This window comes from Mucilaginibacter arboris, from assembly GCF_009754915.1.
In the GTDB taxonomy this organism is placed as follows: Bacteria; Bacteroidota; Bacteroidia; order Sphingobacteriales; family Sphingobacteriaceae; genus Mucilaginibacter_A; species Mucilaginibacter_A arboris.
Window position 1 is genome coordinate 135,222 of sequence record NZ_WPIK01000009.1, and the last position, 23,605, is coordinate 158,826.

General features: G+C 38.1%; 30 protein-coding genes. 8 read left to right on the plus strand and 22 right to left on the minus strand.

The genetic code is table 11. From position 1 onward, the window contains the following. Positions 1-4 precede the first annotated feature (4 nt). From GO621_RS11570 to GO621_RS11635, 14 genes are all read right to left on the minus strand, one after another. Positions 5-1,507, minus strand: a complete 1,503-nt coding sequence (locus tag GO621_RS11570) for a hypothetical protein (protein ID WP_157567152.1) — start codon at positions 1,505-1,507, stop codon at positions 5-7. Positions 1,508-1,537: 30 nt separating this feature from the next. Beyond that, positions 1,538-2,779, minus strand: a complete 1,242-nt coding sequence (locus GO621_RS11575) for a serine hydrolase domain-containing protein (RefSeq protein ID WP_157567154.1) — start codon at positions 2,777-2,779, stop codon at positions 1,538-1,540. A gap of 10 nt (positions 2,780-2,789) precedes the next feature. Then, positions 2,790-3,188: a type II toxin-antitoxin system VapC family toxin gene (locus GO621_RS11580; RefSeq protein WP_157567156.1), complete on the minus strand. Its 399-nt coding sequence runs from the start codon at positions 3,186-3,188 to the stop codon at positions 2,790-2,792. Continuing rightward, entirely contained in the window at positions 3,176-3,382 is a 207-nt protein-coding gene (locus tag GO621_RS11585) for a hypothetical protein (RefSeq protein ID WP_157567158.1), read from the minus strand. Before GO621_RS11585 ends, GO621_RS11580 begins: the two co-directional genes overlap by 13 nt. A 79-nt stretch (positions 3,383-3,461) precedes the next feature. Next, positions 3,462-4,265 (minus strand): nucleoside triphosphate pyrophosphohydrolase, encoded by an 804-nt coding sequence (mazG, locus tag GO621_RS11590; RefSeq protein ID WP_157567160.1) that lies wholly within the window; start codon positions 4,263-4,265, stop codon positions 3,462-3,464. Positions 4,266-4,406: 141 nt separating this feature from the next. Continuing rightward, the gene (locus GO621_RS11595; protein ID WP_157567162.1) at positions 4,407-5,039 is read right to left on the minus strand and encodes an NAD(P)H-dependent oxidoreductase; all 633 of its coding nucleotides are present in this window, start codon (positions 5,037-5,039) and stop codon (positions 4,407-4,409) included. Between the two features lie 128 nt (positions 5,040-5,167). Then, positions 5,168-5,851, minus strand: coding sequence for a tRNA (5-methylaminomethyl-2-thiouridine)(34)-methyltransferase MnmD (gene mnmD, locus GO621_RS11600; protein ID WP_157567164.1), 684 nt, complete (start codon positions 5,849-5,851; stop codon positions 5,168-5,170). A 9-nt stretch (positions 5,852-5,860) separates the two neighbouring features. Next, on the minus strand, positions 5,861-6,502 hold the full coding sequence (locus tag GO621_RS11605; protein ID WP_157567166.1) for an HAD family hydrolase: 642 nt from the start codon (positions 6,500-6,502) through the stop codon (positions 5,861-5,863). A 156-nt stretch (positions 6,503-6,658) separates the two neighbouring features. Next, positions 6,659-6,982, minus strand: coding sequence for a DUF5615 family PIN-like protein (locus GO621_RS11610; RefSeq protein ID WP_157567168.1), 324 nt, complete (start codon positions 6,980-6,982; stop codon positions 6,659-6,661). After that, the gene (locus GO621_RS11615; RefSeq protein ID WP_157567170.1) at positions 6,966-7,196 is read right to left on the minus strand and encodes a DUF433 domain-containing protein; all 231 of its coding nucleotides are present in this window, start codon (positions 7,194-7,196) and stop codon (positions 6,966-6,968) included. The genes GO621_RS11610 and GO621_RS11615 overlap by 17 nt, the downstream gene beginning before the upstream one ends. 92 nt (positions 7,197-7,288) lie before the next feature. Beyond that, positions 7,289-7,549, minus strand: coding sequence for a Txe/YoeB family addiction module toxin (locus GO621_RS11620; protein WP_157567172.1), 261 nt, complete (start codon positions 7,547-7,549; stop codon positions 7,289-7,291). Further along, complete coding sequence (locus GO621_RS11625) at positions 7,546-7,770, minus strand: hypothetical protein (RefSeq protein WP_157567174.1); 225 nt, start codon at positions 7,768-7,770, stop codon at positions 7,546-7,548. Before GO621_RS11625 ends, GO621_RS11620 begins: the two co-directional genes overlap by 4 nt. Positions 7,771-7,785: 15 nt before the next feature. Continuing rightward, the gene (locus GO621_RS11630; RefSeq protein WP_157567175.1) at positions 7,786-8,352 is read right to left on the minus strand and encodes a hypothetical protein; all 567 of its coding nucleotides are present in this window, start codon (positions 8,350-8,352) and stop codon (positions 7,786-7,788) included. Between the two features lie 260 nt (positions 8,353-8,612). Further along, positions 8,613-10,676 (minus strand): M13 family metallopeptidase, encoded by a 2,064-nt coding sequence (locus tag GO621_RS11635; protein ID WP_157567177.1) that lies wholly within the window; start codon positions 10,674-10,676, stop codon positions 8,613-8,615. Between the two features lie 370 nt (positions 10,677-11,046). Here GO621_RS11635 and GO621_RS11640 point away from each other — a divergent pair, with 370 nt between their 5' ends. Further along, positions 11,047-13,791: a valine--tRNA ligase gene (locus tag GO621_RS11640; RefSeq protein WP_317163439.1), complete on the plus strand. Its 2,745-nt coding sequence runs from the start codon at positions 11,047-11,049 to the stop codon at positions 13,789-13,791. Between the two features lie 138 nt (positions 13,792-13,929). On the opposite strand, the gene GO621_RS11645 is transcribed toward GO621_RS11640, so the two are convergent. Both GO621_RS11645 and GO621_RS11650 read right to left on the minus strand, forming a co-directional pair. Further along, positions 13,930-14,178 carry a hypothetical protein gene (locus tag GO621_RS11645; protein ID WP_157567179.1) on the minus strand — a complete coding sequence of 83 codons (249 nt, stop codon included), beginning with the start codon at positions 14,176-14,178 and terminating at the stop codon, positions 13,930-13,932. Positions 14,179-14,224: 46 nt separating this feature from the next. After that, positions 14,225-14,959: a DUF3291 domain-containing protein gene (locus GO621_RS11650; RefSeq protein ID WP_157567181.1), complete on the minus strand. Its 735-nt coding sequence runs from the start codon at positions 14,957-14,959 to the stop codon at positions 14,225-14,227. Positions 14,960-15,049: 90 nt separating this feature from the next. On the opposite strand from GO621_RS11650, the gene GO621_RS11655 reads away from it, so the two are divergent. The 3 genes from GO621_RS11655 to GO621_RS11665 are packed head-to-tail and all read left to right on the plus strand — an operon-like array spanning position 15,050 to position 16,678. Beyond that, entirely contained in the window at positions 15,050-15,526 is a 477-nt protein-coding gene (locus GO621_RS11655) for a GAF domain-containing protein (RefSeq protein ID WP_157567183.1), read from the plus strand. Next, a complete protein-coding gene (locus GO621_RS11660; protein ID WP_157567185.1) occupies positions 15,523-16,125 on the plus strand; it encodes a DNA-3-methyladenine glycosylase in 603 nt (200 codons plus the stop codon). The genes GO621_RS11655 and GO621_RS11660 overlap by 4 nt, the downstream gene beginning before the upstream one ends. A gap of 55 nt (positions 16,126-16,180) precedes the next feature. After that, positions 16,181-16,678, plus strand: a complete 498-nt coding sequence (locus GO621_RS11665) for a pyridoxamine 5'-phosphate oxidase family protein (protein ID WP_157567187.1) — start codon at positions 16,181-16,183, stop codon at positions 16,676-16,678. 68 nt (positions 16,679-16,746) lie between these two features. On the opposite strand, the gene GO621_RS11670 is transcribed toward GO621_RS11665, so the two are convergent. After that, positions 16,747-16,986, minus strand: a complete 240-nt coding sequence (locus GO621_RS11670; RefSeq protein WP_157567189.1) for a hypothetical protein — start codon at positions 16,984-16,986, stop codon at positions 16,747-16,749. 121 nt (positions 16,987-17,107) lie between these two features. Then, positions 17,108-17,311, minus strand: a complete 204-nt coding sequence (locus GO621_RS11675; RefSeq protein WP_157567191.1) for a hypothetical protein — start codon at positions 17,309-17,311, stop codon at positions 17,108-17,110. A 138-nt stretch (positions 17,312-17,449) separates the two neighbouring features. On the opposite strand from GO621_RS11675, the gene GO621_RS11680 reads away from it, so the two are divergent. Beyond that, on the plus strand, positions 17,450-18,352 hold the full coding sequence (locus GO621_RS11680) for a histone deacetylase family protein (RefSeq protein ID WP_157567193.1): 903 nt from the start codon (positions 17,450-17,452) through the stop codon (positions 18,350-18,352). Here GO621_RS11680 and GO621_RS11685 read toward each other — a convergent pair. The 4 genes from GO621_RS11685 to GO621_RS11700 all read right to left on the minus strand — a co-directional run bounded on the left by GO621_RS11685 (position 18,349) and on the right by GO621_RS11700 (position 21,545). Beyond that, positions 18,349-19,740 carry an MATE family efflux transporter gene (locus GO621_RS11685; protein ID WP_157567195.1) on the minus strand — a complete coding sequence of 464 codons (1,392 nt, stop codon included), beginning with the start codon at positions 19,738-19,740 and terminating at the stop codon, positions 18,349-18,351. The genes GO621_RS11680 and GO621_RS11685 overlap by 4 nt on opposite strands. 50 nt (positions 19,741-19,790) lie before the next feature. Beyond that, positions 19,791-20,417, minus strand: a complete 627-nt coding sequence (locus tag GO621_RS11690; protein WP_157567197.1) for an AlbA family DNA-binding domain-containing protein — start codon at positions 20,415-20,417, stop codon at positions 19,791-19,793. Continuing rightward, positions 20,414-20,890: a GNAT family N-acetyltransferase gene (locus GO621_RS11695; RefSeq protein ID WP_198170225.1), complete on the minus strand. Its 477-nt coding sequence runs from the start codon at positions 20,888-20,890 to the stop codon at positions 20,414-20,416. Before GO621_RS11695 ends, GO621_RS11690 begins: the two co-directional genes overlap by 4 nt. 199 nt (positions 20,891-21,089) lie before the next feature. Beyond that, a complete protein-coding gene (locus tag GO621_RS11700) occupies positions 21,090-21,545 on the minus strand; it encodes a ferritin-like domain-containing protein (RefSeq protein ID WP_157567199.1) in 456 nt (151 codons plus the stop codon). 188 nt (positions 21,546-21,733) lie between these two features. Here GO621_RS11700 and GO621_RS11705 point away from each other — a divergent pair, with 188 nt between their 5' ends. The 3 genes from GO621_RS11705 to GO621_RS11715 all read left to right on the plus strand — a co-directional run bounded on the left by GO621_RS11705 (position 21,734) and on the right by GO621_RS11715 (position 23,520). Then, positions 21,734-21,970: a hypothetical protein gene (locus GO621_RS11705; RefSeq protein WP_157567201.1), complete on the plus strand. Its 237-nt coding sequence runs from the start codon at positions 21,734-21,736 to the stop codon at positions 21,968-21,970. A gap of 142 nt (positions 21,971-22,112) precedes the next feature. Beyond that, complete coding sequence (locus GO621_RS11710; protein ID WP_157567203.1) at positions 22,113-23,102, plus strand: aldo/keto reductase; 990 nt, start codon at positions 22,113-22,115, stop codon at positions 23,100-23,102. 34 nt (positions 23,103-23,136) lie between these two features. Continuing rightward, positions 23,137-23,520 carry a hypothetical protein gene (locus GO621_RS11715; protein ID WP_157567205.1) on the plus strand — a complete coding sequence of 128 codons (384 nt, stop codon included), beginning with the start codon at positions 23,137-23,139 and terminating at the stop codon, positions 23,518-23,520. Positions 23,521-23,605 lie beyond the last annotated feature (85 nt).

Here is a 23,605-nt window from a genome sequence, read left to right on the forward strand (position 1 = left end):
GATTTTAAAACGACTGATAAATGGCGCCGTCTTTAAACTGGTACAACAACGTTAGCTGCTTTATCTGCTTAATTTCATTCAAAGAAAGCAGCTCTTCATCTTCTGTTTGGTTAAACCAGATCAGATAATGGTGTTTATTGCTGGTGTATTCTTTTATTTCCTTTTGATAATGTCGGTCTGGAATGGAAAGCGTTTTAAAGCCGGTAATAAAGTACATGCCTGCGCTATCATTAGAAAATATTTTTAAGCTCGGTTTAAAAACTTCTTTGTGTTTTTTCAGGAAAGCAACCATTTCAGATTTGTTCCATGAATCATCGGAGTAACCAGGAATCCCGGAAGTTGTATCTTCCTGATATTGCTGATAATCAACATAAAAACTTCTTGAAATAAAAAGAATAGTTAACAAAAAAAGGAAATAAGACAAAAGCTTATACTGTTTTTGTCGGTACTTTTTTAGTATCCGTACCAGCCAACTGCTTCCGCCAAACAAAAAGGGAATAAATGCAGGTGCCAGCAAGCGGTTGTTAATGGTTTCGTAGCGGGAAATGGTTGAAGTAATAATGATAAACCCCGCATAGGTCAGGAAAAAGCAAACGAGTACGTTTTCTGTTGATACAATTGCCGCTTTGTTTCGGCATTTCATCCAGAATAAAATCAAAAAAAGCGTTAAAGAAATTATGCCGATAAAAAAAGCAATTGTAACGTAAGTTTCGGGGATGGTTAACCAGCCGGAAATGGTAGTACCGTAAAATTGAAGGTTTTCTGTTAATGTGGTTGTGCCCTTTTGTCGGTTACCTGTTACCGTTCCTAAAATTAGTGCATTGCGTAAGAGGTTCAGGATCAGCAAAGAAATGGCTGTAAATCCGAAAAGAAAAAAGTGTTTTATTTTTTGTTTGAAGGCTAAAGCAGGATCTATCAGCAGCAGCAAACATCCGGTAAAAACAAGGGTAATTCCGGCATAACGCGTTACGAGTGCAAGGGCTGCGATCAAAGCTAAAGTTAGTAGATGTTTTGGCTGATGAAAGCGGACGTAATTTTGCCATTGGAACAGGAAAAGGAGGCTTAATAAAATGAACAAGGTTTCGGACCAGATCATTTTATAAATCTCGAGGAGCGAAGGGCTTAATACAACCAGGATCAGCAAAAATCTTTTGTACCAAGGGCTTTTAACATTTAGCTGATCTGCCAACTTTCCACAACAAAAAATAACTATAGAAAATAATATTCCGTTAAGATAAGGCGCTGTAATAATCGGATCAATGCCCGTAAGCAGAAAAACAGCCGCCAGAAATACCGGAAAAAATAACGGAAATTGTACTATAGGTATTCCAGATAGTTCAACAAAACCTTTTCCTGCATGAAAGTTACGGGCAACGCTGGCATAAACAACAGAATCTGGTGAAACGCCAATGCCGCTGTAACGTGTGGAAATGATGATGGCAAAAAAACCGAGAATGGCAGCCAGCAAGGTTTCCCAATTTTTTTGCAGGTAAAAGAAGCATTTCATCACTTATCGGAAAGCATTTCTGTTTGGTGCTTATTTTACTGCCTTAAAAGAAGCAAGCACTTTTGCAACTGTACCGTCCATTCCTTTGGTTTGGATCCAGCGGACAACTATTACCAGATCATGTTCCGGATCAACATAAATCATGTTATTGCCATTTCCTAAATGAACGAAAGCCGAAGCAGGCGCATGAGGCAACATTTTTTTATCGGTATTTAAAAACCAGTTCATGTAACCGTAACCTGTATTGGCGGTTGTTGGCGTTAAAGCTTGTTTTACCCAGCTTTCTGCAATTAACTGTTTGCCGTTCCAATTGCCGCGGTTTAAAGTAAGCAAACCAAAACGTGCCATATCATAAGCATTGATGAACATGCCACCGCCAAAATGTCCGCCACCGCTTACAGATTGTACAGCCTGTCCGTCTAACACAATCCACGAATTGCGGTAACCGTACCAGCGCCAGGTGTTCGAAGCGCCGATTGGATCCATAATATATTCCTTTAAAACTTTTGGTAACGGTTGGCGCCAAACGTTTGTTGCAGCCAATGCCAAAGCATTTACTCTTGTATCATTGTATTTCCAAACCGTGCCTGGCTCGTTTCTGGTACGGTTAATCCATTCGCTTGCATTGCCTTGCGGCCGGTCGGCCCAATCCGGTTTGCCCCAAAGTGTTCCTTCCCAATCGCTGGTTTGCCTCAGCATTACATCCCAGGTTAATTTTTTATTGTGAGGAGAAGCAAAAGGATACAGCATTTGCGGCTTCCCTAACTCTTCTGCCGGACGATTAATTTGAGTTGGATTGTAAACTTCTATCGGCGGCACATATTTACAAACCGAATCCTGCACACTTTTAATCAAGCCTTTTTCAACCGCCAAACCCACAACAGTAGAAAGAAAGCTTTTGGTAACACTATGTGTCATATCCACACGATAAGGATCGCCCCATTCTGCTACGATGTGTCCTTTGTAAATAATAATTCCGGTTGGGTCGCCGCGTTCTGCAAACGGGCCAATTCCTTCGCCAAAAGGTTCTCTACCGAAAGAAAGCGCTTGTGAAATTTCCATGTTTCGTGGTTCTTTCGCTTCGTTTTGTATGGCGAAATTAATAGCTGATTTAATGCTATCAGCGTTCAGTCCTAATTGCTGAGGAGTTTGATGCGTCCAGGTTCCGTACGGTGGAAAATAATCTTTTGTGTGTTTTTTGTTTTTATATTGAGCGGAAGCAGTAAGATTTATGGTGATAAAAGCAGTAAGGAGGAGTAATTTTTTAAGCATAGACATTAGGTTAAACCGAAAATTGATGTGGATCAATAATTGTTAAGCCAGCTAAATTTCTAAAATCAGATATATTTCTGGTAATTAATATCAATCCGTATTCTAATGCTGTTGCTGAAATAATTGCATCCGGAAGTTTCATTTTATGTAATTTTCGAATTAGTATAGTGCGGTCAGCTATAGCTGAATTTAAGTCGATAACGTCAATATTCTTTATAGCATCGCGTAATAATTGAGTGTGCTCTTCTGGTGCATTGAACCCTAAAACCTCTATTTTAGTGATAATTGAAATAGAAGGATTCATTTTATTAAATACTTCATTCATGAAAGCCATTCCATAAGTTGGTATTTTATTGCCTAAATAATCTATAACCGAATTGCTGTCAATTAGATATTTTAATCGCTCCATTCTTTACGGCTGGCAGTTACATAATTTTGTAAATCATCTGCTACAGCCGAAGGTAATTTTCCAGCATATTTTTCTGAAAAACTTTGGTTCTCAGATATCGGTTCATCTAATAACTTAATCAAATTTAAGGCTTCCATTTCGTGCAATAGACCTATAGCTTTTTGATTGGTCAATTGAATTAGTAATGTTTCCATTCGTACAATGTTTATTTAAATATAACAAAGTTATTTAGTTAAAGTAAAATCTTATGGTATAAAAACAGCATTCCTTCCATCAAACCCTTTTCGCTTCGTTCCAGTAAACATCCATTTCCGCCAAAGTCATATCCTGTAACTGCTTGCCGTTTTCTTTTGCTTTTTGTTCGAGATATTGAAAACGCTTGATAAACTTTTTGTTCGTTTTTTCCAAAGCATTTTCAGGATTAATGTTGATGAAGCGCGCATAATTAATTAAGGAAAAAAGCAAATCGCCAAACTCACATTCTGCTTTTTCCGCATCGATGGATGCTTCGTTTAGCACCTGAAATTCATCTTTAAACTCCTGCAGTTCTTCTTCCACTTTTTCCCAAACCTGGCTTTTATCTTCCCAATCGAAACCAACGCCGCGTGCTTTTTCTTGTATCCGCGAAGCTTTAACCAAAGCAGGGAGCGAACTCGGAACACCACCTAAAACTGATTTATTGCCTTCTTTTAGCTTCAGTTGTTCCCAGTTGCGTTTTACGTCCTGCTCATCGTTCACATTTACATCACCATAAATATGAGGATGACGGTGGATGAGTTTTTCACAAACGCTATTTAAAACATCGGCAATATCAAAATCTCCTTTTTCAGAAGCAATCCTGGCATAAAAAACCAGGTGCATCATGATGTCGCCCAATTCTTTTTTGATTTCCTGCTGATCGTTTTCCAAAATGGCATCGGCCAGTTCATACGTTTCCTCAATAGTTAAATGCCGGAGCGTTTCCATCGTTTGCTTTTTATCCCAGGGACAATTCTCGCGAAGATTATTTAAAATAGTTAGCAAACGTTCAAAAGCCGAAGCGGGTGTTTGGGCAGCAGGAGGAATGGGTAAAGCCATGATTTTAATTTGAGGGCAAAAATAAAGTTTATTTACTAACGCTGATTTTTTGCTGATAAAAACAGCATGACAAATAGTTTGAAAATAAAAAATCCTGACGTTTTATGCATCAGGACTTTTGAAATGCGATAAGAAACTTGATTAAGCCATCTCTATAAATAATTCTTCTGTAGGACGGCGCACTTTTTTGGCTTGGGCCAATTGGTCATTTGCTTCATCACGATAACCTAATGGCATAATGGTTACGGCGTGTAAACCTTTTGTTTTTAAACCTAAAACGTCGTCCAAACCAACAGCATCAAAACCTTCCATTGGTGTAGCGTCAACTTTCAATTCTGCTGCGGCAGCCAATCCGATACCAAAAGCAATATAGGCTTGTTTTGCAGCCCAGTTTGATCTTTGTTCTGGTGTTAAGCGTTCTACTGCACCTGCAATAGCACCTTTAAAACCAGCCAAGTTTGCAACGTCAATTCCTCTTTCTTTGGCAACACCAGCCATATAAGCATCAATTTGTTGTTCGGTTACATCTGTCCATGCCGCAAAAACCAACAGATGCGAAGCTTCAAATATTTGTGGTTGATTGTAGGCAACCGGTTGGATTTTTTTACGCAAATCTTCATTTTCAATCACTAAAACGCTAAACGGCTGTAAACCAAAAGAAGTAGGCGCAAGGCGGATAGCTTCTAAAATCTGATCAATTTTTTCTTGCGGCACTTTTTGTCCGTTCATTCTTTTGGTGGCATAGCGCCAGTTCAAATCTTCAATTAAGCTCATAATAATTTTATGTTTTAACTTTTTAATCGTTATAGATTAACAGCTACAAACATAACGCCAATAAATGTTATAACACATAATTTAGATAGATATTAAGAGAGATTGACTTTTGCCTGATAAAAGAAGCATTACAACTTGGTTGCCCGCAACATTTCGCGTTTGCCCGGTGCGCCGGGCACTTTTTCAACTGCAAAGTTTAACGCTTTTAACTGCCGTTTCAAATTACCGGTTATGGCATAAGTGACAAAAACGCCGCCTGTTTTTAAAAAAGAAACCGTATGTGCAATTGCTTCTTCGCCCCACATTTCAGGTTGATGAATAGCAGCAAAAGCATCAAAATAAACCACATCAAATAACTGTGGTGATTCAAAGTTGAGTAATTCCCGGTGTACTAATTCCAGTTCACAAAACGCATTTATTTTTACTTTGTGGTTGATGGTAGAAGGATACATGCCCTGGAAACTTTCCCACAAATCTTTACTGATATATTGCTCGTAACCGGTTTGCTTAATCAAATCTGTATTTAGCGGAAAAGCTTCAATGCCAACGTAATCCAGTTTAATTTGATTGTTTGTACAAAAATCTGCCGAAAGCAAAAAGTTTAAACCGGTCCCTAAACCAACTTCCAGCACAGTAACATCTTTTCGGATTTCTGCCGATGCTTCTTTTACCGATAAAAAATATTGTAACCCTGATTTTAAGAAAACGTGCTGACTTTCCTGTACAGCGCCATGCTTGGAATGATAATTTTCGCCGATTTCAGGGTTAAAAATAGTGTTGGAACCGTCAGCAGTTTGGATAATTTGAAGCATGAACCAAAGTTAAAGCTTTTCCGGTGCTTCTTCTTTTTCCAAAACCTCTTTCAGGTTATTGTAATTATTACCGTAATAATCGGCAAGCGCGGGAGAATATTTTCCTTCCGCATCATACAAATACGTGTCTAAATTTAATTCTTTGGCTGCTGTAATTTCTGCTTCCGGGTTATCGCCAATCACTAAAACATCACTTGGCTGGTAATGATATTTGTTTAAAATCAACTCAAATACTTCTGTTTTACTTCCGCCGGTTTTAGCCGGATCAGAAATAAAAATCTCCTTGAAATCTTTTTCAATGCCGAGCTGTTTTATTTTACTTTTTTGCAATTTGGTATAACCTGCGGTGACTAAGAATTTATCAACTTTCAGCTCTTTAATGAAGGAATAATCATCAAAAGGTTTAATCGGTTCGTTGTACTCCATTTCTTCAGACAACTTCATTCCTTCCTGCTGCAATTCCTTACTGAATTCATAGCGGTGGGCAACTTTTTGAAAAGGTGAAGTTAAAATATCTTCCTTAATTTCTTTGAAAACATATTCGCTTACATGTTTCTCAATCAAAGCATAAAGCTCGGCAAACATTTTATCAGCAACAGATTTGGTAGGGTAGATGGTATCGTCAAGATCAAAAATTAATGCTTTTTTCATGGATGGGTTTATAAAAGAAGCATTTTTGGGGTTGATTGTTTTTTTTGCAAGAATTATTAAGTTGTTTAGTAGTTGCTTGGTTTGGTTTTAAATAAATGACGAGCAGGAGATTGAAAGGAGAGGAGCTTTATTTTAATATTTCTTGTCAGCAGTGCGTTAGGAAATTTCGTTCAGTTTTTGTAAATTACCTTCTTGAATCCTTTCTTTTATTTTTTCTACCAAAACTTGTAAAGTTTCTCTTCGATTATTCTTAGCTAAAAGCAAAAATATTTTTAATTCTATACGATCCAGATTTTGTTGAAAGCGTAGATTTTTATCAATTGTAACAAAATAATCAAAGCCATTAAAAACAATTAACCCTAAAATTTCACCGTTCTTTTTTCCTAACCAGCCCATATCTCGCACTGTTTTTACTTCATGTTCTGTTCCAAAATCAGCCTTTAATTTCTTTGGCAGATTTTCATCAAGCAAAATTTTCATTCAACGTTTTTTCGGTTGTTAGCGTTTTTTTTGCCATGTTGAGAACTTCCACAGCAGCTTCTTTTGTAATAGTAGGATAATCGTCTAAAAATTCGTTTAAATCATCACCACCTTCAATATAATCAAAAAGGGTTTGAACAGGAATTCTTGTTCCTGTAAAAACTGGTGTTCCGCCCATGGTTTCAGGGTCGACGTTGATTGGACCGTAATTCATTGCTTTACTGGTTTTATTCACCTAAAGTTACAAAATCTGCTGATGCTTCTTTTAGCGATAAAAAATATGTTTATTGAATTTGGGAAAGGAGATTATTGATAATGCAGGTAACACGAAAATATAACAATAGATTGCTCTGTAACTCTATAAACCAAACGATGTTCATGATCAATTCTTCTGCTCCATAATTCTTTATATTGATGTTTTAATGCTTCCGGTTTTCCTAAACCTTCAAATGGAATACGTAAAATATCTCTAATTAAATCACCAATTTTTAAAGCAGTTCTTCTATCAGTTTCAATCCAATTTAAATATTCTTTAAAAGCTTTTGGAACAAATTCAATGTTCCTCATAATAATTCATCTGCTTTTAAGCGTATGGTTTCTTTCCTTTTTTCATATTCAGCAACTCTTTCCTCTAACTCATGGGCATAAGCAGGATTGCTTAAAATATATTCTGTTTCATCCGCAGGTTGAATGGTTATATCTACTACTTTATGCGGAAACATTTTTTTGATGCTTTCTAATACATCAGTAGTTAGCTGGTCTGTATTTATTCTGATTGTTGTTTCCATGATTAATAAATTAAATTAAGCAATATCTTGATTTGATTTTTTAATATACCAACAAATATCATAAATAATATCTGTTGCTTTTTTGACTGATTCGGCAATTGTTTTTACTTCTTCTACTTCATATGTAAAACCTTTTTTCATTTCAAGTTCGGAAGTAATTTTGAAAAGTTCAAAAGTGATTTCTCTCGCTTTATCTACGATTTTATTTTTTCTATTGTCTGATAAAGACGTATTTATTCCATCGATAAAAGGAACTTTCTCAAATTTTGATCTTTCAATAGTTAACTCTGTTCTTCGAGCATTATTTTCTTTTATTGTAAACCCAACAGCTAAAGCTACTTTTAACGATGCAAGGTAATATAAGTCTCCAATTCTTTCTCGGTCAATCGTTATTCTTTGCTCTTTTCTATTGTCTTGAAAAATGTGAGGCAGAATTGTTTTGCTAAGAGCGTTTGTAAGTAAACCCTTGCCCCTGTAATTCGGTAATATCAGCCAATGAAGATCACCATTCATATTATAAACGATTCCAATATAGTTCCCCTCCGTATTTTTAATGAAGTAAAAGGTGCGTGAGATATCCAAGTTGATGCAGTTTTTTTGGGAAGATTTGTACTGCACCAAACCATTCCTAATTCTACATTAACAGATAGAGGTCGTAGAAAAATATCTTCCTCAACGTTACAACCGTTTAACTTTTCTATAATATCTTCTAAATCTCGATTTGTCATTTGCAAATATGTTTAGTTAGTTATTTTCCTACTTAGTAAAAACTTCAAAAGCATAAAAAAAGCTCGTAACCTTACGATCACGAGCTTCTTTTATCACTATAAATTCCGAATCAATTACCACATCCGAATCCGGTCTTCCGGTTTCTTATACAATTTATCACCAGGTTTTACATCAAAAGCAGCGTACCACGCGTCCATATTTACAGGAGCACCGATGGCACGATATTGCTCTGGCGAATGTGGATCGGTTACTACTTGTTGTGCAGCAGATTCCGCTAATTTTTTACCTCTCCAGATTTGTGCGAAAGACAAGAAGAAACGCTGATCTGGCGTAAAACCATCAATCTTTTCGTTGCTTTGTCCTTGTTTAGTTAATTTAAAAGCGGTGTAAGCAACGTTCAGTCCGCCTAAATCACCAATGTTTTCGCCCATAGTTAATTTACCATTTACGTGGATGGTATCTAAAATGGTGTAAGCATCGTACTGTTTGCCTAAAGCAGCAGTTTTTTCTTCAAATTTCTTGCGGTCTTCTTTGGTCCACCAGTTGCGTAAAGTTCCGTCTTTATCGTACTGGCTTCCCTGATCGTCAAACCCGTGTGACATTTCGTGGCCGATAACCGCACCAATTCCGCCATAATTCACCGCATCGTCCGCTTTTGGATCGAAGAATGGAAATTGTAAAATTCCTGCCGGGAAAACAATCTCGTTCATAACCGGGCTGTAATAAGCATTTACAGTTGGAGGAGTCATTCCCCATAAAGTACGGTCAACAGGTTTTCCTAATCTGCTAATCATCCGGTTATAGTCCCATTTGCTGGCATTGCGCATGTTTTGAAAGAAACTACCGCGGTTAATTTCTAAACCAGCATAAGTTTCCCAATGGTTAGGATAACCAATTTTAGGCGTAAAAGCATGTAATTTATCAATCGCTTTTTTCTTGGTCGCGTCACTCATCCAATCCAATTTGCTGATGCGGATTTCAAAAGCTTTACGCAAGTTGCTTACCAGCTCTTCCATACGTGCTTTTGCTTCCGGCGTAAAATATTCTTTTACGTACAGTTGTCCAAGCAATTCGCCGATGGTGCCATCTGTTAAAGATGACATGCGTTGCCAACGTGGTGTTTGCACTTTTTGTCCGCTCAAAACTTGACTGTAAGCAAAACTTGCTTTAACAAAAGGTGAACTTAAAAAAGAAGCAGAATTTCTTAACAAATTCCATTGCAGGTAAATTTTCCAGTCGGAAACTGGCGTAGCAGTTAACATGCTGTTTAGATCTGTAAAGAATTTTGGCTGGCCAACCAGAACAGAATCCTGGCCTTTTGCTTTCAATTCAACCAGCATTTGCGGAACATGCAGTTCAGGAATGGTTTTACCAAAATCAGCTACGGCAAACTTGTTATAAGTTTTCTGCGGATCGCGCATTTCAACGCGGCTCATTTGCGATGTAGCGAAGTTCTTTTCGATGTTAAAAACCGTTTCTGCATTCTTTTTTGCTGTTGCCTCATCCGTTCCTGTTAAAGTAAACAGCGTAGTGATATAGTTTTTATAAGCATTCTGGATCCTTTGAACGCGCGCATCGCTTTTTAAATAATAATCGCGGTCTGGCAAAGAAGTTCCGCCCTGACGAAAGTTAACTACCATTTTGTTCGGGTTCTTGCTGTCTTGTCCAACACCAAAACCAAACATCGGCGAACCCATGCCCATCGTACGCATGTAAACAACCTCGTCTAAAACACCTTTTAAATCTTTAATCTGGTTTATTTTTTCCAGATCCGGTTTAATTGGCGTGTAACCTAATTTTTCTATGGTAACACTATCCATGCCGGAAGCATACAAATCTCCAACGCGTTTTTCAACAGATCCCGGAGCTGCATTTTTATCAGCTTCTGCTTTTTTTAACAGCGATTGTACTGCGTTAATGTTAAAATCGCGCAGTTGCATAAAACTTCCCCAACTGGTTTCTTTTGCTGGTATGGTGTTATTTTTTAACCATGTTCCGTTAGCATACTCAAAAAAATCATCTCCCGGTTTTACAGAAAGATCCATGTTTGCACGGTCGATAAACTTTTTTGGTGGAACTGGTTTTCCGCCTTTTATTGGCTCACCGGTTCCGGCCATTGCACCTGCCGAAATTAAAACAGCGCCTGCAATCACCAATCCTGAATACTTCAACTTCATCTTTAAAAATTAATTTTTGTTTTAATGAAATGTTAAATTTACACAATAAAAATTGATTATAAAAGAAGTATTGCTTGCTTAATTGCGTTTACTTCATAAATAATAGGAGAAAAGAGGAACTTAAATTACTTGTTTGAGTAATTTAATCAAAAACGCATATTGCAATTCGCCTTAAATGCTACAAAAATGTCCTTTTGCTTTTTAATTGTAAAAATGTTGTTATTGTAAAACTTCTACTTCAGATGCTTCTGCTTGTTTGCATTTTTAATAAAATGCTTCTTTTAGCAGGTATTTTTATCAATTGCATTTCTTCAAAAATCCATGCTAAAGCCTACTTTTGCGGCATCTATTACTTCTGATTCTGATACACGTGGAAATCCCAAAAACATATAACCCAAAAGAAACCGAAAATAAATGGTACCAATATTGGATGGAACACGGCTTTTTTAAATCCGTTCCGGACGATCGTGAGCCTTATACCATCGTTATTCCGCCGCCAAATGTAACTGGCGTTTTGCACATGGGGCATATGCTCAACAATACCATTCAGGATGTTTTGGTGCGGAGGGCGCGGATGCAAGGCAAAAACGCTTGCTGGGCTCCGGGAACAGATCATGCTTCTATCGCAACCGAAGCAAAAGTTGTAGCCATGCTGAAAGAACGCGGCATAGCAAAAAAAGACCTTTCACGCGAAGAATTTTTAAACTACGCCTGGGAGTGGAAAGAGAAATATGGCGGCATTATCCTGGAGCAATTAAAAAAATTAGGTGCAAGTTGTGATTGGGACAGAACCCGTTTTACAATGGATGCCGATATGAGCGAAGGCGTGATTGATACCTTTATTCATCTCTATAAAAAAGGCTGGATTTATCGTGGCGTACGTATGGTAAACTGGGACCCGCAAGGAAAAACGGTTGTTTCTGATGAGGAAGTGATCCGCAAAGAAGTGAACCAGAAGTTGTATTATATTAGGTATGAGGTTGTAGGTTTGAGCGAGGAGGTAGGAGCGAGGAGCGGAGAGCAAGGCGATCAGCAGTCAGTGATCAGCAATCAACTTTCTGCAAGCGATGAGTTCCTGCACCTCACCCCTCGCACCTCATACCTCACCATCGCTACCACGCGCCCCGAAACCATTATGGCTGATGCGGCTATCTGTATCAACCCAAATGATGAACGCTATGCTTCTTTTATCGGCAAAAAAGTGTTGATTCCTCTAATCAACAGAGAAATCCCGATTATTTTGGATGATTATGTGGAGATGGATTTTGGAACTGGTTGTTTAAAAGTTACGCCAGCGCATGATTTAAACGATTATAACCTCGGTATAAAACACCATTTGCCGGTGATTGATATTTTAAATGATGACGGAACGCTAAACGAAAAAGCGGAAATTTTAGTGGGCAAAGACCGTTTTGCGGCACGAAAAGAAATTGCCAAGCTGCTGGAAGAAGCCGGAAATTTAGAAAAAATTGAAGAATATAAATCGCAAGTTGGTTTTTCGGAACGGACCGACGCCGTAATCGAACCTAAACTTTCCATGCAATGGTTTTGCAAGATGGAAGAAATGGCCGGACCAGCTTTAGATTATGTTTTAAACGGAGAAGTAAAACTGATCCCGGATAAATTCATCAATACTTATAAGTATTGGATGGAAAACGTAAAAGATTGGTGTATAAGTCGGCAGCTTTGGTGGGGACAACAAATTCCGGCCTGGTATTTACCAAACGGACAATTTGTAGTTGCCAAAACCAGAGAAGAAGCTTTTGAAGAAGCAAAATTATTAAGTCCGCAATTGCCGGATTTAAAGATAGAAGATTTGCATCAGGAGGAGGACGTTGTTGATACCTGGTTTTCAAGCTGGCTTTGGCCGATTTCTGTTTTTGATCCTTCATTTTTTAGTGGTAAAAACAGCATCGGCAATGCAGATCTGCAATATTATTATCCAACCAATGATTTGGTTACCGCTCCTGAAATTTTGTTTTTCTGGGTTGCGCGGATGATTATGGCGGGACACGAGTTTAAAGGCGAAGCACCATTTAAAAACGTTTACCTAACGGGAATTGTGCGCGATAAATTAGGCCGAAAAATGTCTAAATCACTTGGAAATTCTCCTGATCCGTTGGATTTAATTGAGAAATATGGCGCAGATGGCGTTCGTGTTGGTATGTTGTTTTCTTCTCCGGCAGGAAACGATTTGATGTTTGATGAAAGCCATTGCGAGCAGGGAAGAAACTTTGCCAACAAAATCTGGAACGCGTTTCGTTTGGTAAAAGGTTGGGAAGTTGATCAGCATTTATCCAATCCAAATGAAAACGCAATTGCGTGGTTCGAAACACGTTTTAATCAGGCTTTAACAGAAATTGAAGAAAACTTTAAGCAATATCGTTTATCTGAAGCTTTAATGGCAACTTATAAGTTGGTTTGGGATGATTTCTGCGCCTGGTACTTGGAAATGGTAAAACCAGTTTACCAACAGCCAATTGATGCGGCAACACATAAAGCAACCATTCAATTTTTTAAAAATATTTTAAAGATCGTTCATCCTTTTATGCCTTTTTTAACTGAAGAATTATGGCATGACAATTTGTTTGGCGAACGTGAAGAATTGGATTGCTGTATTGTTGCACAACAACCAGTAATTGGCGAAATCAACTTAAAACTACTTAATGAAATTAGTACGATAAAAGAAGTAATTGCAGAAATCAGGAACACTCGAAATATGAAACAAATTTCGCCAAAAGAAGCTTTGCCACTTGCTGTCAAATCCAATTCAGAAATTAATTATCAAACTTATCAACCCATTTTATCCAAACTTGGAAATTTAAGCGAAGTAAGTTTTACAACTGAAAAAATTGCAGGTGCAGTAAATTTTATCGCCGGAACAGATGAATTTTTTATGGAGCTTGCAAACAACGTTGATGCAGAAGCAGAACGGGAACGCATTCAAAAAGAGTTAAGTTACTTACAAGGTTTCCTAAAATCTGTAAATGCCAAACTGTCCAACGAACGTTTTGTACAAAATGCAAAAGCCGAAATTGTAGCCAACGAGCAGCAGAAAAAAGCAGATGCAGAAGCCAAGATTGCAATTTTGGAGGAAGGTTTGGCTGCACTTTAAGAACGGCTACTTTTTAACTTGGCGCTTGTCATTTCCGACCGTAGGGAGGGATCTTCTTTCAACTAAATGGATTTGTTGCTTTGATTAAGATTTCTCCTATCGTCGAAAAGACAGCAAGTACGGAATGATAATTCAAAACTAATAATTATACCGTTTATAAGTCGCTCTAAAATCGTTCATCATTTCTTCAAAACGTTTGGAAACGGTTTTCATAAATTCTTCATCCAGCAGTTCAAAAATGCTGTTTACACCATCGGTAATATCCATTTCGGCCACTTTGTAGCTTTGTTCAAAAGAACCTTTTTCAAACTTGGTAATGAATTTGCCATTCATGTAAAAAATGGAAACCTTGAAATCGGGGTGAGGTAATTCTGCAATAACGCGCATGTTTTATTTTTAGAATGAGGTTTGAGTCTGGAAAGTAAGTAGATTTTTAGTCGGTAAAAGAAGCATGTGTTGCCAAAGTTGTATCCGGAATAAAGTTTTTCAGCGGATTTTTACCTCGAATTGTTCCCCAAGCTTTTAAGGGAATAAAGCGTGCAAAAAGTTCTTCGCTGTACCAGTTTTCGCTCCTGGTTTTTTTGATGACAGCTACATGTTCCGGCAAACGGTACGCAAAGTTTTTTACGTCCTCCAAATCCTTCCAGAAAGAAACCGTAGCCTGATGCCGGAAAGGGTCTTCACCAATTCCAAAAGAAGTAATATAACCTTTCGCAGCACTCATAATTCCGGCAACTTTTGCAGCATTTTGCCAGAAATGTTTTAATCGGTTTAGGTTGATTGTTGCTCGGGTTAATACAGCAACCGGTCCTTCATAATCAGTTTTATTTGGTTTCCCAAAAGGTTCTTTTTTGTCCCACAGACCATGACTTTGCAACGGTTTAAGCAAAACTGTCCATTTTTCTGCTGTTAAATGTTTCCACCATTTGGAAATAAAGGAATTTTGGTTGAAGTAATCAAAGCTTTCTTCATCTTCCCAAACTGCTAATAAAGCCCATTGCTGCCAGTCGGGATGAAAATCGAAAGTTCCATTTTTACCGCTGCCCATCAGTTTATAAAAAGTACACTTTTGCTGAAAAAACATCGGTAAACGAAGCACTGCCATTGCAATTAAGGCAAAAGGAATAAAAGCTTTCCGGTAGCGTACGATGGTTAAACTAACGATCATTAAAGTAAAATAACGATTAAAATAAGTTGTAAGGCGCAAATGTTTTGAATTCGGACATCCGCATGACAGCCGGTTCTTTAACTTTGCGCCATGGCAGAAGATTTAACGATCACGCGAAGCGGAACCAAAACAGAACAATATGAAGCCCTGGTTCCGCAAATTAAAGCGTTAATGGAAGGCGAAACCGATCTGGTGGCCAATTTAGCCAACATGGCGGCGGCTTTAAAAGAGCAGTTCAACTGGTTTTGGGTTGGATTTTACCTGGTAAAAGAAGCAGAATTAGTACTTGGCCCGTTTCAAGGGCCAGTTGCTTGTACCAGGATCAGAAAAGGAAAAGGCGTTTGCGGCACATCCTGGGAAAAAGCAGAAACGTTAATTGTGCCTGATGTGGAAGCTTTTCCCGGACATATTGCTTGCAGTTCTTTATCGAAATCAGAAATTGTAGTGCCTCTTTTACAAGGTAAAAATGTAGTTGGCGTGCTTGATGTTGATAGTTCGGAACTGAATGAGTTTGATGAAACGGATGCAAAATATCTGGAACAATTGGTTAAGCTGTTAAAGTTTTGAAGTTAGCTAAAGATTTTTATCTGTCAAAAGAAGTAGTATCTATTGCCCGTAATTTGTTGGGAAAATATCTTTTCACAAATATTAACGGTGAAATTAGTGGCGGTTTTATTGTAGAAACCGAAGCATATCAAGGCATTACTGACAAAGCTTCGCACGCTTTTGACAACCGTTTAACCAACCGGACCAAAACGATGTATGAAGCTGGCGGCATTGCTTATGTTTACTTGTGCTACGGCATCCACGAAATGTTAAACGTGGTAACTTCTGTAGAAGGCGAACCTCATGCGGTTTTGATCAGAGCTGTAAATCCAACGGAAGGAATTGAGTTGATGTTGGAAAGAAGGAAAATGACTCGTATCAAAAATAATTTAACGGCTGGTCCGGGTTCTGTTGCCAAAGCGCTGGGTATTTCCAGGAAAATGAATGGCTTGAGTTTTTTGAGCGGGGAGATTTGGATCGAGGATCGTGGACTAATATTTAATGATGATCAAATTGCTGCAGTTCCGCGTGTTGGCGTAGCTTATGCAAAGGAAGATGCGCTGCTGCCTTATCGTTTTTATATGAAGGGAAATCCGTACATAAGCAAACCAAATCGATAATAACTAAATCAAAATCGCTGTTTTAAGGTTAAGCTTTTATCTAATTTAAAATGATATGGGCACAGAAGCAAAAACAGATCAGATAAAATTTTTAAAAGATAAAGTGGAAGATGTGCGGATTGCCATGCTGGTAACCGTAAATGCAAACCACGAAATCCATAGCCGCCCGATGGGAACGGCTGATGTGGATGAAGAAGGAAATATCTGGTTTTTTACCAATGAATATTCTTCTAAAGCAGAAGAGATTTCGCATGAAAATAAAGTGGTGGTAACGTATTCAAATCCAAACAACAATACTTATTTGAGTATTAAAGGCACCGCTTCTTTAGTGGACAATAAGGAAAAGATGAAAAAGCTTTGGAACCCGATCATCAAAGCTTTTTTTCCGGATGGAATCGATGATCCGAAGTTGACACTATTAAAAGTTGATACCGAAGAAGCTGAATATTGGGACAGCAATTCCAGCAAAATGGTAGTTGGTTTCCAAATGTTGAAAGCTGCTATTACGGGAAAACGTTATGATCAGGGCGATCATGGAAAGATTCAATTGTAATTAGATTAATTTAATGAAACTGAAAAGGTGGGCAATTTGTTCACCTTTTTTATATCGTAAAAGAAGCATCAACTAAAATCTATTCCAATAGAATCCTTTTCTATTTTCTTTATTTCTGCTTGATAACCAGCTATTTCTTTTAAAATTTCCTTTTTTCTGCTGGTTGTTGTATTTGCATTCTTTATTTCTGCTTCTAAACTTGCAATCCAGCCATTGTGCATTTTAATGGTGCGTTTGCTTTTATAGTTTTTGTAAAGTGTTTTTAGAATGATGATGACAACAAGTGCGGCAAAAGGAGCAACAGGCACAGCAATTTGTCTGTAATCATCATTTTTAATATGTTGAATTGCTGTTTCTAATATTGCAGTAAAAGTAGTTAGTAAGGTGGTTTTAGGATTTTTAGAAACTATATCACCCGAAAGGTGTCGCTCATTTCATAAATTCCATTAACCTTCTACTATCTTCTTTATTGTAATTTTGAGAGATAGTGATCTTTTCACCATTATCTTTTTTGGTAAAAGTAATGTTTTTCGAATTTCTAACCTTTAAATAAAGCGCAATTATAGTCCAAATAGCAACAATAGCTGATAAGCCAACTATGATAGCTGAGATAATTGTTCCTGTGCTTTGCATACTTGTTTAATTACTTGACAAATCAAAACTACAAAATTATTTGCAAGTAGTTTTACGATTAAAAATCTAATAAGTGTTTTTATTTGTTTTCAGTGCCTAAAAACAGATTTATACCATACTTTAGTTGTAATTTTTTTCATGTTAAAGATAGCTTTCGATCCAATTTACGCGCATCCTTTGCCGGAAAGCCATCGTTTTCCAATGTTAAAATACGAACTGATTCCGGCGCAATTACTGCATGAAGGCGTGATTTCTTCGGAAAATATCTTCTCTCCAAAACCAGTAAAAGAAGAAGTGATTTTATGGACGCATGACGAAAATTACTGGCAGCAATTACGCGATTTAACTTTACCGCCAAAAGAACAGCGGCGCATTGGTTTTCCGTTAACCGCGCAATTGGTAGAACGGGAAATCAGGATTGCACAGGGAACAATTGATGGCTGTCATTTCGCTTTTGAAAACGGTATTGCTTTTAATGTTGCCGGCGGTACGCACCATGCGGGCAGCAATTGGGGCGAAGGTTTTTGTATGCTGAACGATCAGGCGATTGCTGCAAATTACCTGCTAAAAGAAGCATTGGCAAAATCTATTTTAATTGTTGATCTGGATGTGCACCAGGGAAACGGAACGGCAGAGATTTTTGAACACCAGCCACAGGTTTTTACTTTTTCAATGCATGGCGCTAATAATTTTCCGTACCGAAAAGAACGTTCTGACCTGGATATTCCGTTGCTTGATCAAATGGGAGATGATGCTTATTTTACCCTGCTAAAAGAAGCATTGCCCGGGTTAATCGATCAGGTAAAACCTGATTTTATTTTTTATTTGGCTGGTGTAGATGTACTTTCAACCGACAAATTAGGAAAGCTCGCTTTAACCAAAGAAGGCTGCAAACAACGTGATGAATTTGTATTAAATTTATGCCATAAAAACAGCATTCCGGTGCAGGTAAGTATGGGTGGCGGTTATTCTACACATATTAAAGATATTGTTGAAGCGCATTGCAATACTTATAAAGCTGCGATAGAACTTTATTTTTAAGCTTTTGCAAGGGTAATGTCCAAAGTAGAAAGCTTGCTTTGTTCCAGTTTTTTACTTAGATAATTAAAGCGGAAGTAGAGCAGGAGGGCGGCCACCATCAACCCTAAAGTTAAACCAAACCAAATGCCAGAAGCACCAAAGCCAAGTTTGATACCAAGCAAATAGCCAAAGGGTAAACCCAAAACCCAGTAAGCCAGAAAAGTGATAAAAGCCGGGATTTTAACATCACCAATGCCACGCAAAATCCCTAAACCTACAACCTGTGTACCGTCAAATAACTGGAACAACGCGGCTATCAGAAGCAATTGGGCAGTAAGGGCAACCACGTTTTTATCATCTGTATAAACCCATGGAATAAGATGATTGCCAAACATAAAAACCAATGCCATGCAACCCATCAGCAACAATACGATATGATAGCTGGCCAAGGCCGATTTTCTTAAATCGCCGTAACTTTCGGCGCCAAAAGAATGTCCGGATTTAATAGCAGCAGCAGCGCCAATTCCGCTGGCCATCATATAAGTAATGGCAGCGAGGTTAATGGCAACCTGATGCGCTGCTAATTGTATGGTTCCTAATGTACCGATCAGGATTGCTGCACCGCTAAAAGCACTGATCTCAAAAGTAGATTGCATGGCAACAGGCGTACCAATTTTTAAAATGCGCCAGCCAACAGTAGGGTCCAAGCTGAAAAAACTAAATCCGGACAAATATTTTTCAAAATGTTTTGATTTGAAAACATAGAACGACATGATGACCGCCATTACAGAACGGTCAATTAATGTACTAAAACCAATTCCTCTAATGCCCATTGGTTCCATTCCGAACAAACCTTTTACGAAAATAATGCCGAGGCAAACGTTCAGTATATTTCCCCAAATGGAGATCAGCATGGCTTGTTTGGTAAAACCTAAACCTTCTGCAAATTGCTTAAAGGTGTTAAAAACCATTAGCGGAATAATGGAAGCGCCCATTAAAATTAGAAATGGTTTAGCCTGATGGATAACTTCAGCAGGCTGATCTAAATGATTAAGTACGGTTACCGAGCCAAAAAAAACCAGCAGGAAAAGGAGCAGGCCGATCAGCATATTGATTTGAAAACTGGCAGATAAAAGTTGCGCGCAGAAACCGTAATTTTTGCGTCCGTTCTCCTGGGCAATCAACGGGGTTAAGCCGTAAGCAATGCCAATCCCTATTACCAAAACCATCATAAAAACACTGTTGACCAGCGAAACAGCAGCCAGCGCAGTAGTGCCAACAAAGCGGCCTGCAATAATACTATCAGCGGTTTGAACCAATACTTGTCCCAATTGCGAGATCACGACGGGAGTTGCAAGCCTTAAATTAGCACGATAATAAGGCTGGTAAATGGCGTAGTGTTTTTTCATGGGTAAAAGAAGCAACAGGTTTTAGGTTGATAAAAGAAGTGTTGCGCTGATCAGGAAGCAGCGGTATAGTATTCTTCTTTTTCTGTAGTATGGACACGGATAACGCCAGAAAGCACTAAGTTTACCAAAATGCGTTGTGCCCGCCTTCGGCTCAGGTTCAGTAAATCGCAGTATTCTTTTACGGTGATCCTTTCCTGCTGATGTAAATATTCTAACAAAGCTTTTTCTTTGGAAGAATACTCGATCAGTACGCCATCATCATTATTAGACCTTTTTAAAACATCGACCACAATTTTGCTGGCCAGCATACTTTTATCATTAGTGCGGATATAAACCCACCACTTACCGTCTTCGCCTAAAGAATAATGCGGTTTTAAATTACTTGGCCCTATTTCTGCAACTAATACCAGCTTGTTATCTACATAAACCTCTTCAAAATTTGGTTCTAAAGCTGGCCGGCAGAAAAAGTTGGCAGCACGGGTAATCATGTATTTTTCTTCGTCTTCAGATTTTACGCCTTTTATCGTACCGTCATCCAAAACACCAATCAACAAACGGCCGCCTTTATTATTGGCAAAAGCAACCAATGTTTTGGCAATTTTTTCGCAACTGGTAATTGTTTTTTTAAAGTCCTGCGTAACACCTTCGCCTTCCATAATCATTCTTTTGATGTTCATGCAGTACCCTCCAATTGCTGTAGGCCCGGATTAAAAATTTCCATCCAGCGGTCGTGGCTTTTCAGCTTTTTAAAACCAAACTGTTCATATAAACCATGGGCATCAGCGGTAGCTAAAGCCCAGCGGCGCAAGTTTTGTAAATCTGGCTGATTGCGGATCGTTTGCATCAACCATTTAGATAAACCCGATTTCCGGTAATCCGGTAAAATAAAAACATCGCACAAGTAGGCAAATGTTGCGAAATCGGTAATTAAACGGGCAAAACCAACCTGTTTTTGTTGTTGATAAACGCCAAAACAAAGCGAGTTTTGTATAGAAGTTTCTACTGTTTGCCTACTAATACCTTTGCCCCAGTAGGATTGTTTATCCAGGAAATAATGGATTACATTAATATCCAGCAAAGTTTTATCTGTAGAAATCAGGAAACCCTTTTTTAGAAAAGCATCGTCATTCATGATCACTTTTGTACCCATAATTATTTGTGCCCAGAGAAATTTTCATGAAGACAGCTATACAAATATAATTGCTTTAAACCAATTGCTGTTAAAGGCCAATGCAGCGTTTTAAATTATGATATTAAAATGCCAGTACCAAATGCTGTTTTTATCGGTATAAAAACAAAAAGCCCGCCGAAACAAATCCGGAAGGCTTTTAGAAGTTTTTATTGGAAGATTAGCTTTGCATATCTCTCAGCATTTTAATTTTATCGTGGGAAAATTTTAGTTTGGCTTGTTGTTCTGCAATCATGTCGTGTAAATATTTTGGCAAATCCTCCTCGGCCAAAGCAGATTTATAGGCTGATTGTGCAGCATCTTCCCCTTTTTCGCAGTTGGCAAGTATAGAATGCCGGTCGTGGCCGGTAAAAGTAGCTTTTACATCCATCCAGGCACGGTAAATTTTACCACTGTTGGTAGTCCCTTCTGCCGCTTCTCCTTTAAGTACTAAAACTTCTGTGGCCAGAGCCATTTTACATTCATGGCTTTCGTGGACCATGTGTTCAAATAATTCTTTCAAATCGGCATTTTCTCCTGTCGATTCTTTAATTGCCTTATCGTAACCAGCAATACGGTCATTATTAATTTCAATCAGGTCATTTAAAACTTCAATTGTTGCTTCGTTTTGTATCATGGTTTTAAAGTTTAATTTTTATAGAAGCAATCGGCAACTTTTTTTGTTTAAAAAGAAACACAATATTATCCATACCGGTGTTGTAACTTAAATTAAGCAGAAGCTTGTATTTATGCTGCCGGAATTGGCAGGATAATTGGGACCGTAACAAAATCAACTAAAATAATAAACATTTAAACTAAAACAGTATGTCAAATCAACACCCGGAACACACCGAAGGGCCAGTTGCAACCGCAATTGAGAACCAAACTGCAAAATTACCTTCAGATATTTTTTTATGGGCAGCTTTAGGCTCTATCGGAGTTTCTTTAATACTTAAAGTTAAAGGAAGCAGGCATAATGCACTTTTTGTAGGACAATGGGCAGCGCCATTTTTATTGTTGGGCCTTTATAACAAATTAGTAAAAGTTGAAGGCAACGATTAAAAATTTATTTTTCCTTTTTTATGTATCAGCGTTTCGGTCAACAATCGGAACGCTTTTTTTATGCTTCTTTTAGCAAATAAAAATTATTAATTGAAACACGTAAGTGCATCTTGCGTTTTGCTGGTATAAAAGAAGCATTGTGATGAAATACAGAAAACTGGGCAGCACCGATGAAAAATTATCGATAATTGGTTTAGGTTGTATGGGCATGAGCCATGCTTATGGAACAACGAATGATGAAGAATCCATTGCAACACTAAATTTAGCTTTAGATCTTGGCATTAACTTTTGGGATACGGCCGATGTTTACGGCCCGCATACAAATGAAGAACTGATTGCAAAAGTTTTAGTGCCAAACCGGAATAAGGTTTTTATTGCTACTAAATTTGGTTTTAAGCCGGGCGAAAAAGGGAAACTAAGTATGTTTGATGGTTCTCCGGCGTATTTAAAAAAAGCCTGTGAAGGTAGTTTAAAACGTTTAGGTGTTGATGTAATTGACCTATATTATGCACACCGTGTAGATCCGAATATTCCGGTGGAAGAAACTGTAGGCGCTATGGGCGAACTGGTTAAAGAAGGCAAAGTGCGTTTTTTAGGTTTATCAGAAGCATCGGCCACTTCGATCCGTAAAGCTCATGCAGAACATCCGGTTTCTGCTATCCAGTCTGAATATTCTTTCATCACACGTGACCCTGAAAAAGAAATACTTCCTTTATGCCGGGAATTGTCTATTTCATTTGTGCCTTTTAGTCCGCTTTCCCGCGGTTTGTTTACTGAAACTTCTGTTTCTGCAGGGCAACTAAAAGACAATGATTTCCGGAAATCACTCCCTCGTTTCAAAGAAGAAAAATACCTTAAAAATAACCAGCAATTGGCTGCTGCTTTAAAACAGTTTGCGGCATCAAAAGAAATTACGCCTGCACAATTGGCCTTGGCCTGGGTTTTGGCGCAAGGCGAGGAGGTTATTCCAATTCCGGGGACTAAAAAACGAAAATACCTGGAAGAAAATGCAGGTGCGGCAAATGTAGGTTTATCAGCAGATGATTTACAGGAAATTGAAGAGATACTGAAAACTTATCCGCATGTTGGAGAACGCTATTATGAAGAATCCATGAAAATGGTGAACAATTAATCTCAAAAAATCCTTCATAAAAATCAGCGGCAAAATGTACAACCCTTTCGTAACGTTATTTATTCTGGCTATCCCGGTTGCATGTATTGCATGGACGGTTACGCACGAAGAAGTTTTTAAAGAAATTAGGGAATTTTGCGTTAAAAACAGCCATGAACAGAAAACTTTGGCAGGCAGAAAATTTTTCTACCTGTTTACCTGCGAATACTGTTTCAGCCATTACGTTACTATTTTTATGCTGATTATTACCGGTTACAAATTAATTTATGCTGATTGGCGCGGCTATTTTATTGCCGGTTTTAGCCTGGTTTGGATTGCTAATATTTACATGAGTTTATACGGTTTGCTTCGTACGGATATTAAAGTAGAAAAAACGGAAGCAACAATGAAGGAGAAGCTGCTGGAAAATCAGGATTAACATCAATTTTTAACCGATAAAAGAAGCATTGCGTTTGCATCCTGTCAACCTGTCATTTTTACGTCTTCAAAAAGCGTTTGGAACT

Coding starts and splice junctions, on each gene's coding strand:
- GO621_RS11650 (WP_157567181.1), bottom strand. CDS start 14,959: ATGATCGTTAGTTTAACCATCGTACGCTACCGGAAAGCTTTTATTCCT.
- GO621_RS11610 (WP_157567168.1), bottom strand. CDS start 6,982: ATGAAAATTTTGCTTGATGAAAATCTGCCAAAGAAATTAAAGGCTGAT.
- GO621_RS11665 (WP_157567187.1), top strand. CDS start 16,181: ATGGGCACAGAAGCAAAAACAGATCAGATAAAATTTTTAAAAGATAAA.
- GO621_RS11675 (WP_157567191.1), bottom strand. CDS start 17,311: ATGCAAAGCACAGGAACAATTATCTCAGCTATCATAGTTGGCTTATCA.
- GO621_RS11705 (WP_157567201.1), top strand. CDS start 21,734: ATGTCAAATCAACACCCGGAACACACCGAAGGGCCAGTTGCAACCGCA.
- GO621_RS11615 (WP_157567170.1), bottom strand. CDS start 7,196: ATGAATTACGGTCCAATCAACGTCGACCCTGAAACCATGGGCGGAACA.
- GO621_RS11575 (WP_157567154.1), bottom strand. CDS start 2,779: ATGCTTAAAAAATTACTCCTCCTTACTGCTTTTATCACCATAAATCTT.
- GO621_RS11690 (WP_157567197.1), bottom strand. CDS start 20,417: ATGAACATCAAAAGAATGATTATGGAAGGCGAAGGTGTTACGCAGGAC.
- mnmD (WP_157567164.1), bottom strand. CDS start 5,851: ATGCTTCAAATTATCCAAACTGCTGACGGTTCCAACACTATTTTTAAC.
- GO621_RS11580 (WP_157567156.1), bottom strand. CDS start 3,188: ATGGAGCGATTAAAATATCTAATTGACAGCAATTCGGTTATAGATTAT.
- GO621_RS11655 (WP_157567183.1), top strand. CDS start 15,050: ATGGCAGAAGATTTAACGATCACGCGAAGCGGAACCAAAACAGAACAA.
- GO621_RS11710 (WP_157567203.1), top strand. CDS start 22,113: ATGAAATACAGAAAACTGGGCAGCACCGATGAAAAATTATCGATAATT.
- GO621_RS11635 (WP_157567177.1), bottom strand. CDS start 10,676: ATGAAGTTGAAGTATTCAGGATTGGTGATTGCAGGCGCTGTTTTAATT.
- GO621_RS11570 (WP_157567152.1), bottom strand. CDS start 1,507: ATGAAATGCTTCTTTTACCTGCAAAAAAATTGGGAAACCTTGCTGGCT.
- GO621_RS11680 (WP_157567193.1), top strand. CDS start 17,450: ATGTTAAAGATAGCTTTCGATCCAATTTACGCGCATCCTTTGCCGGAA.
- mazG (WP_157567160.1), bottom strand. CDS start 4,265: ATGGCTTTACCCATTCCTCCTGCTGCCCAAACACCCGCTTCGGCTTTT.
- GO621_RS11620 (WP_157567172.1), bottom strand. CDS start 7,549: ATGAGGAACATTGAATTTGTTCCAAAAGCTTTTAAAGAATATTTAAAT.
- GO621_RS11595 (WP_157567162.1), bottom strand. CDS start 5,039: ATGAGCTTAATTGAAGATTTGAACTGGCGCTATGCCACCAAAAGAATG.
- GO621_RS11715 (WP_157567205.1), top strand. CDS start 23,137: ATGTACAACCCTTTCGTAACGTTATTTATTCTGGCTATCCCGGTTGCA.
- GO621_RS11700 (WP_157567199.1), bottom strand. CDS start 21,545: ATGATACAAAACGAAGCAACAATTGAAGTTTTAAATGACCTGATTGAA.
- GO621_RS11625 (WP_157567174.1), bottom strand. CDS start 7,770: ATGGAAACAACAATCAGAATAAATACAGACCAGCTAACTACTGATGTA.
- GO621_RS11605 (WP_157567166.1), bottom strand. CDS start 6,502: ATGAAAAAAGCATTAATTTTTGATCTTGACGATACCATCTACCCTACC.
- GO621_RS11685 (WP_157567195.1), bottom strand. CDS start 19,740: ATGAAAAAACACTACGCCATTTACCAGCCTTATTATCGTGCTAATTTA.
- GO621_RS11585 (WP_157567158.1), bottom strand. CDS start 3,382: ATGGAAACATTACTAATTCAATTGACCAATCAAAAAGCTATAGGTCTA.
- GO621_RS11645 (WP_157567179.1), bottom strand. CDS start 14,178: ATGCGCGTTATTGCAGAATTACCTCACCCCGATTTCAAGGTTTCCATT.
- GO621_RS11695 (WP_198170225.1), bottom strand. CDS start 20,890: ATGGGTACAAAAGTGATCATGAATGACGATGCTTTTCTAAAAAAGGGT.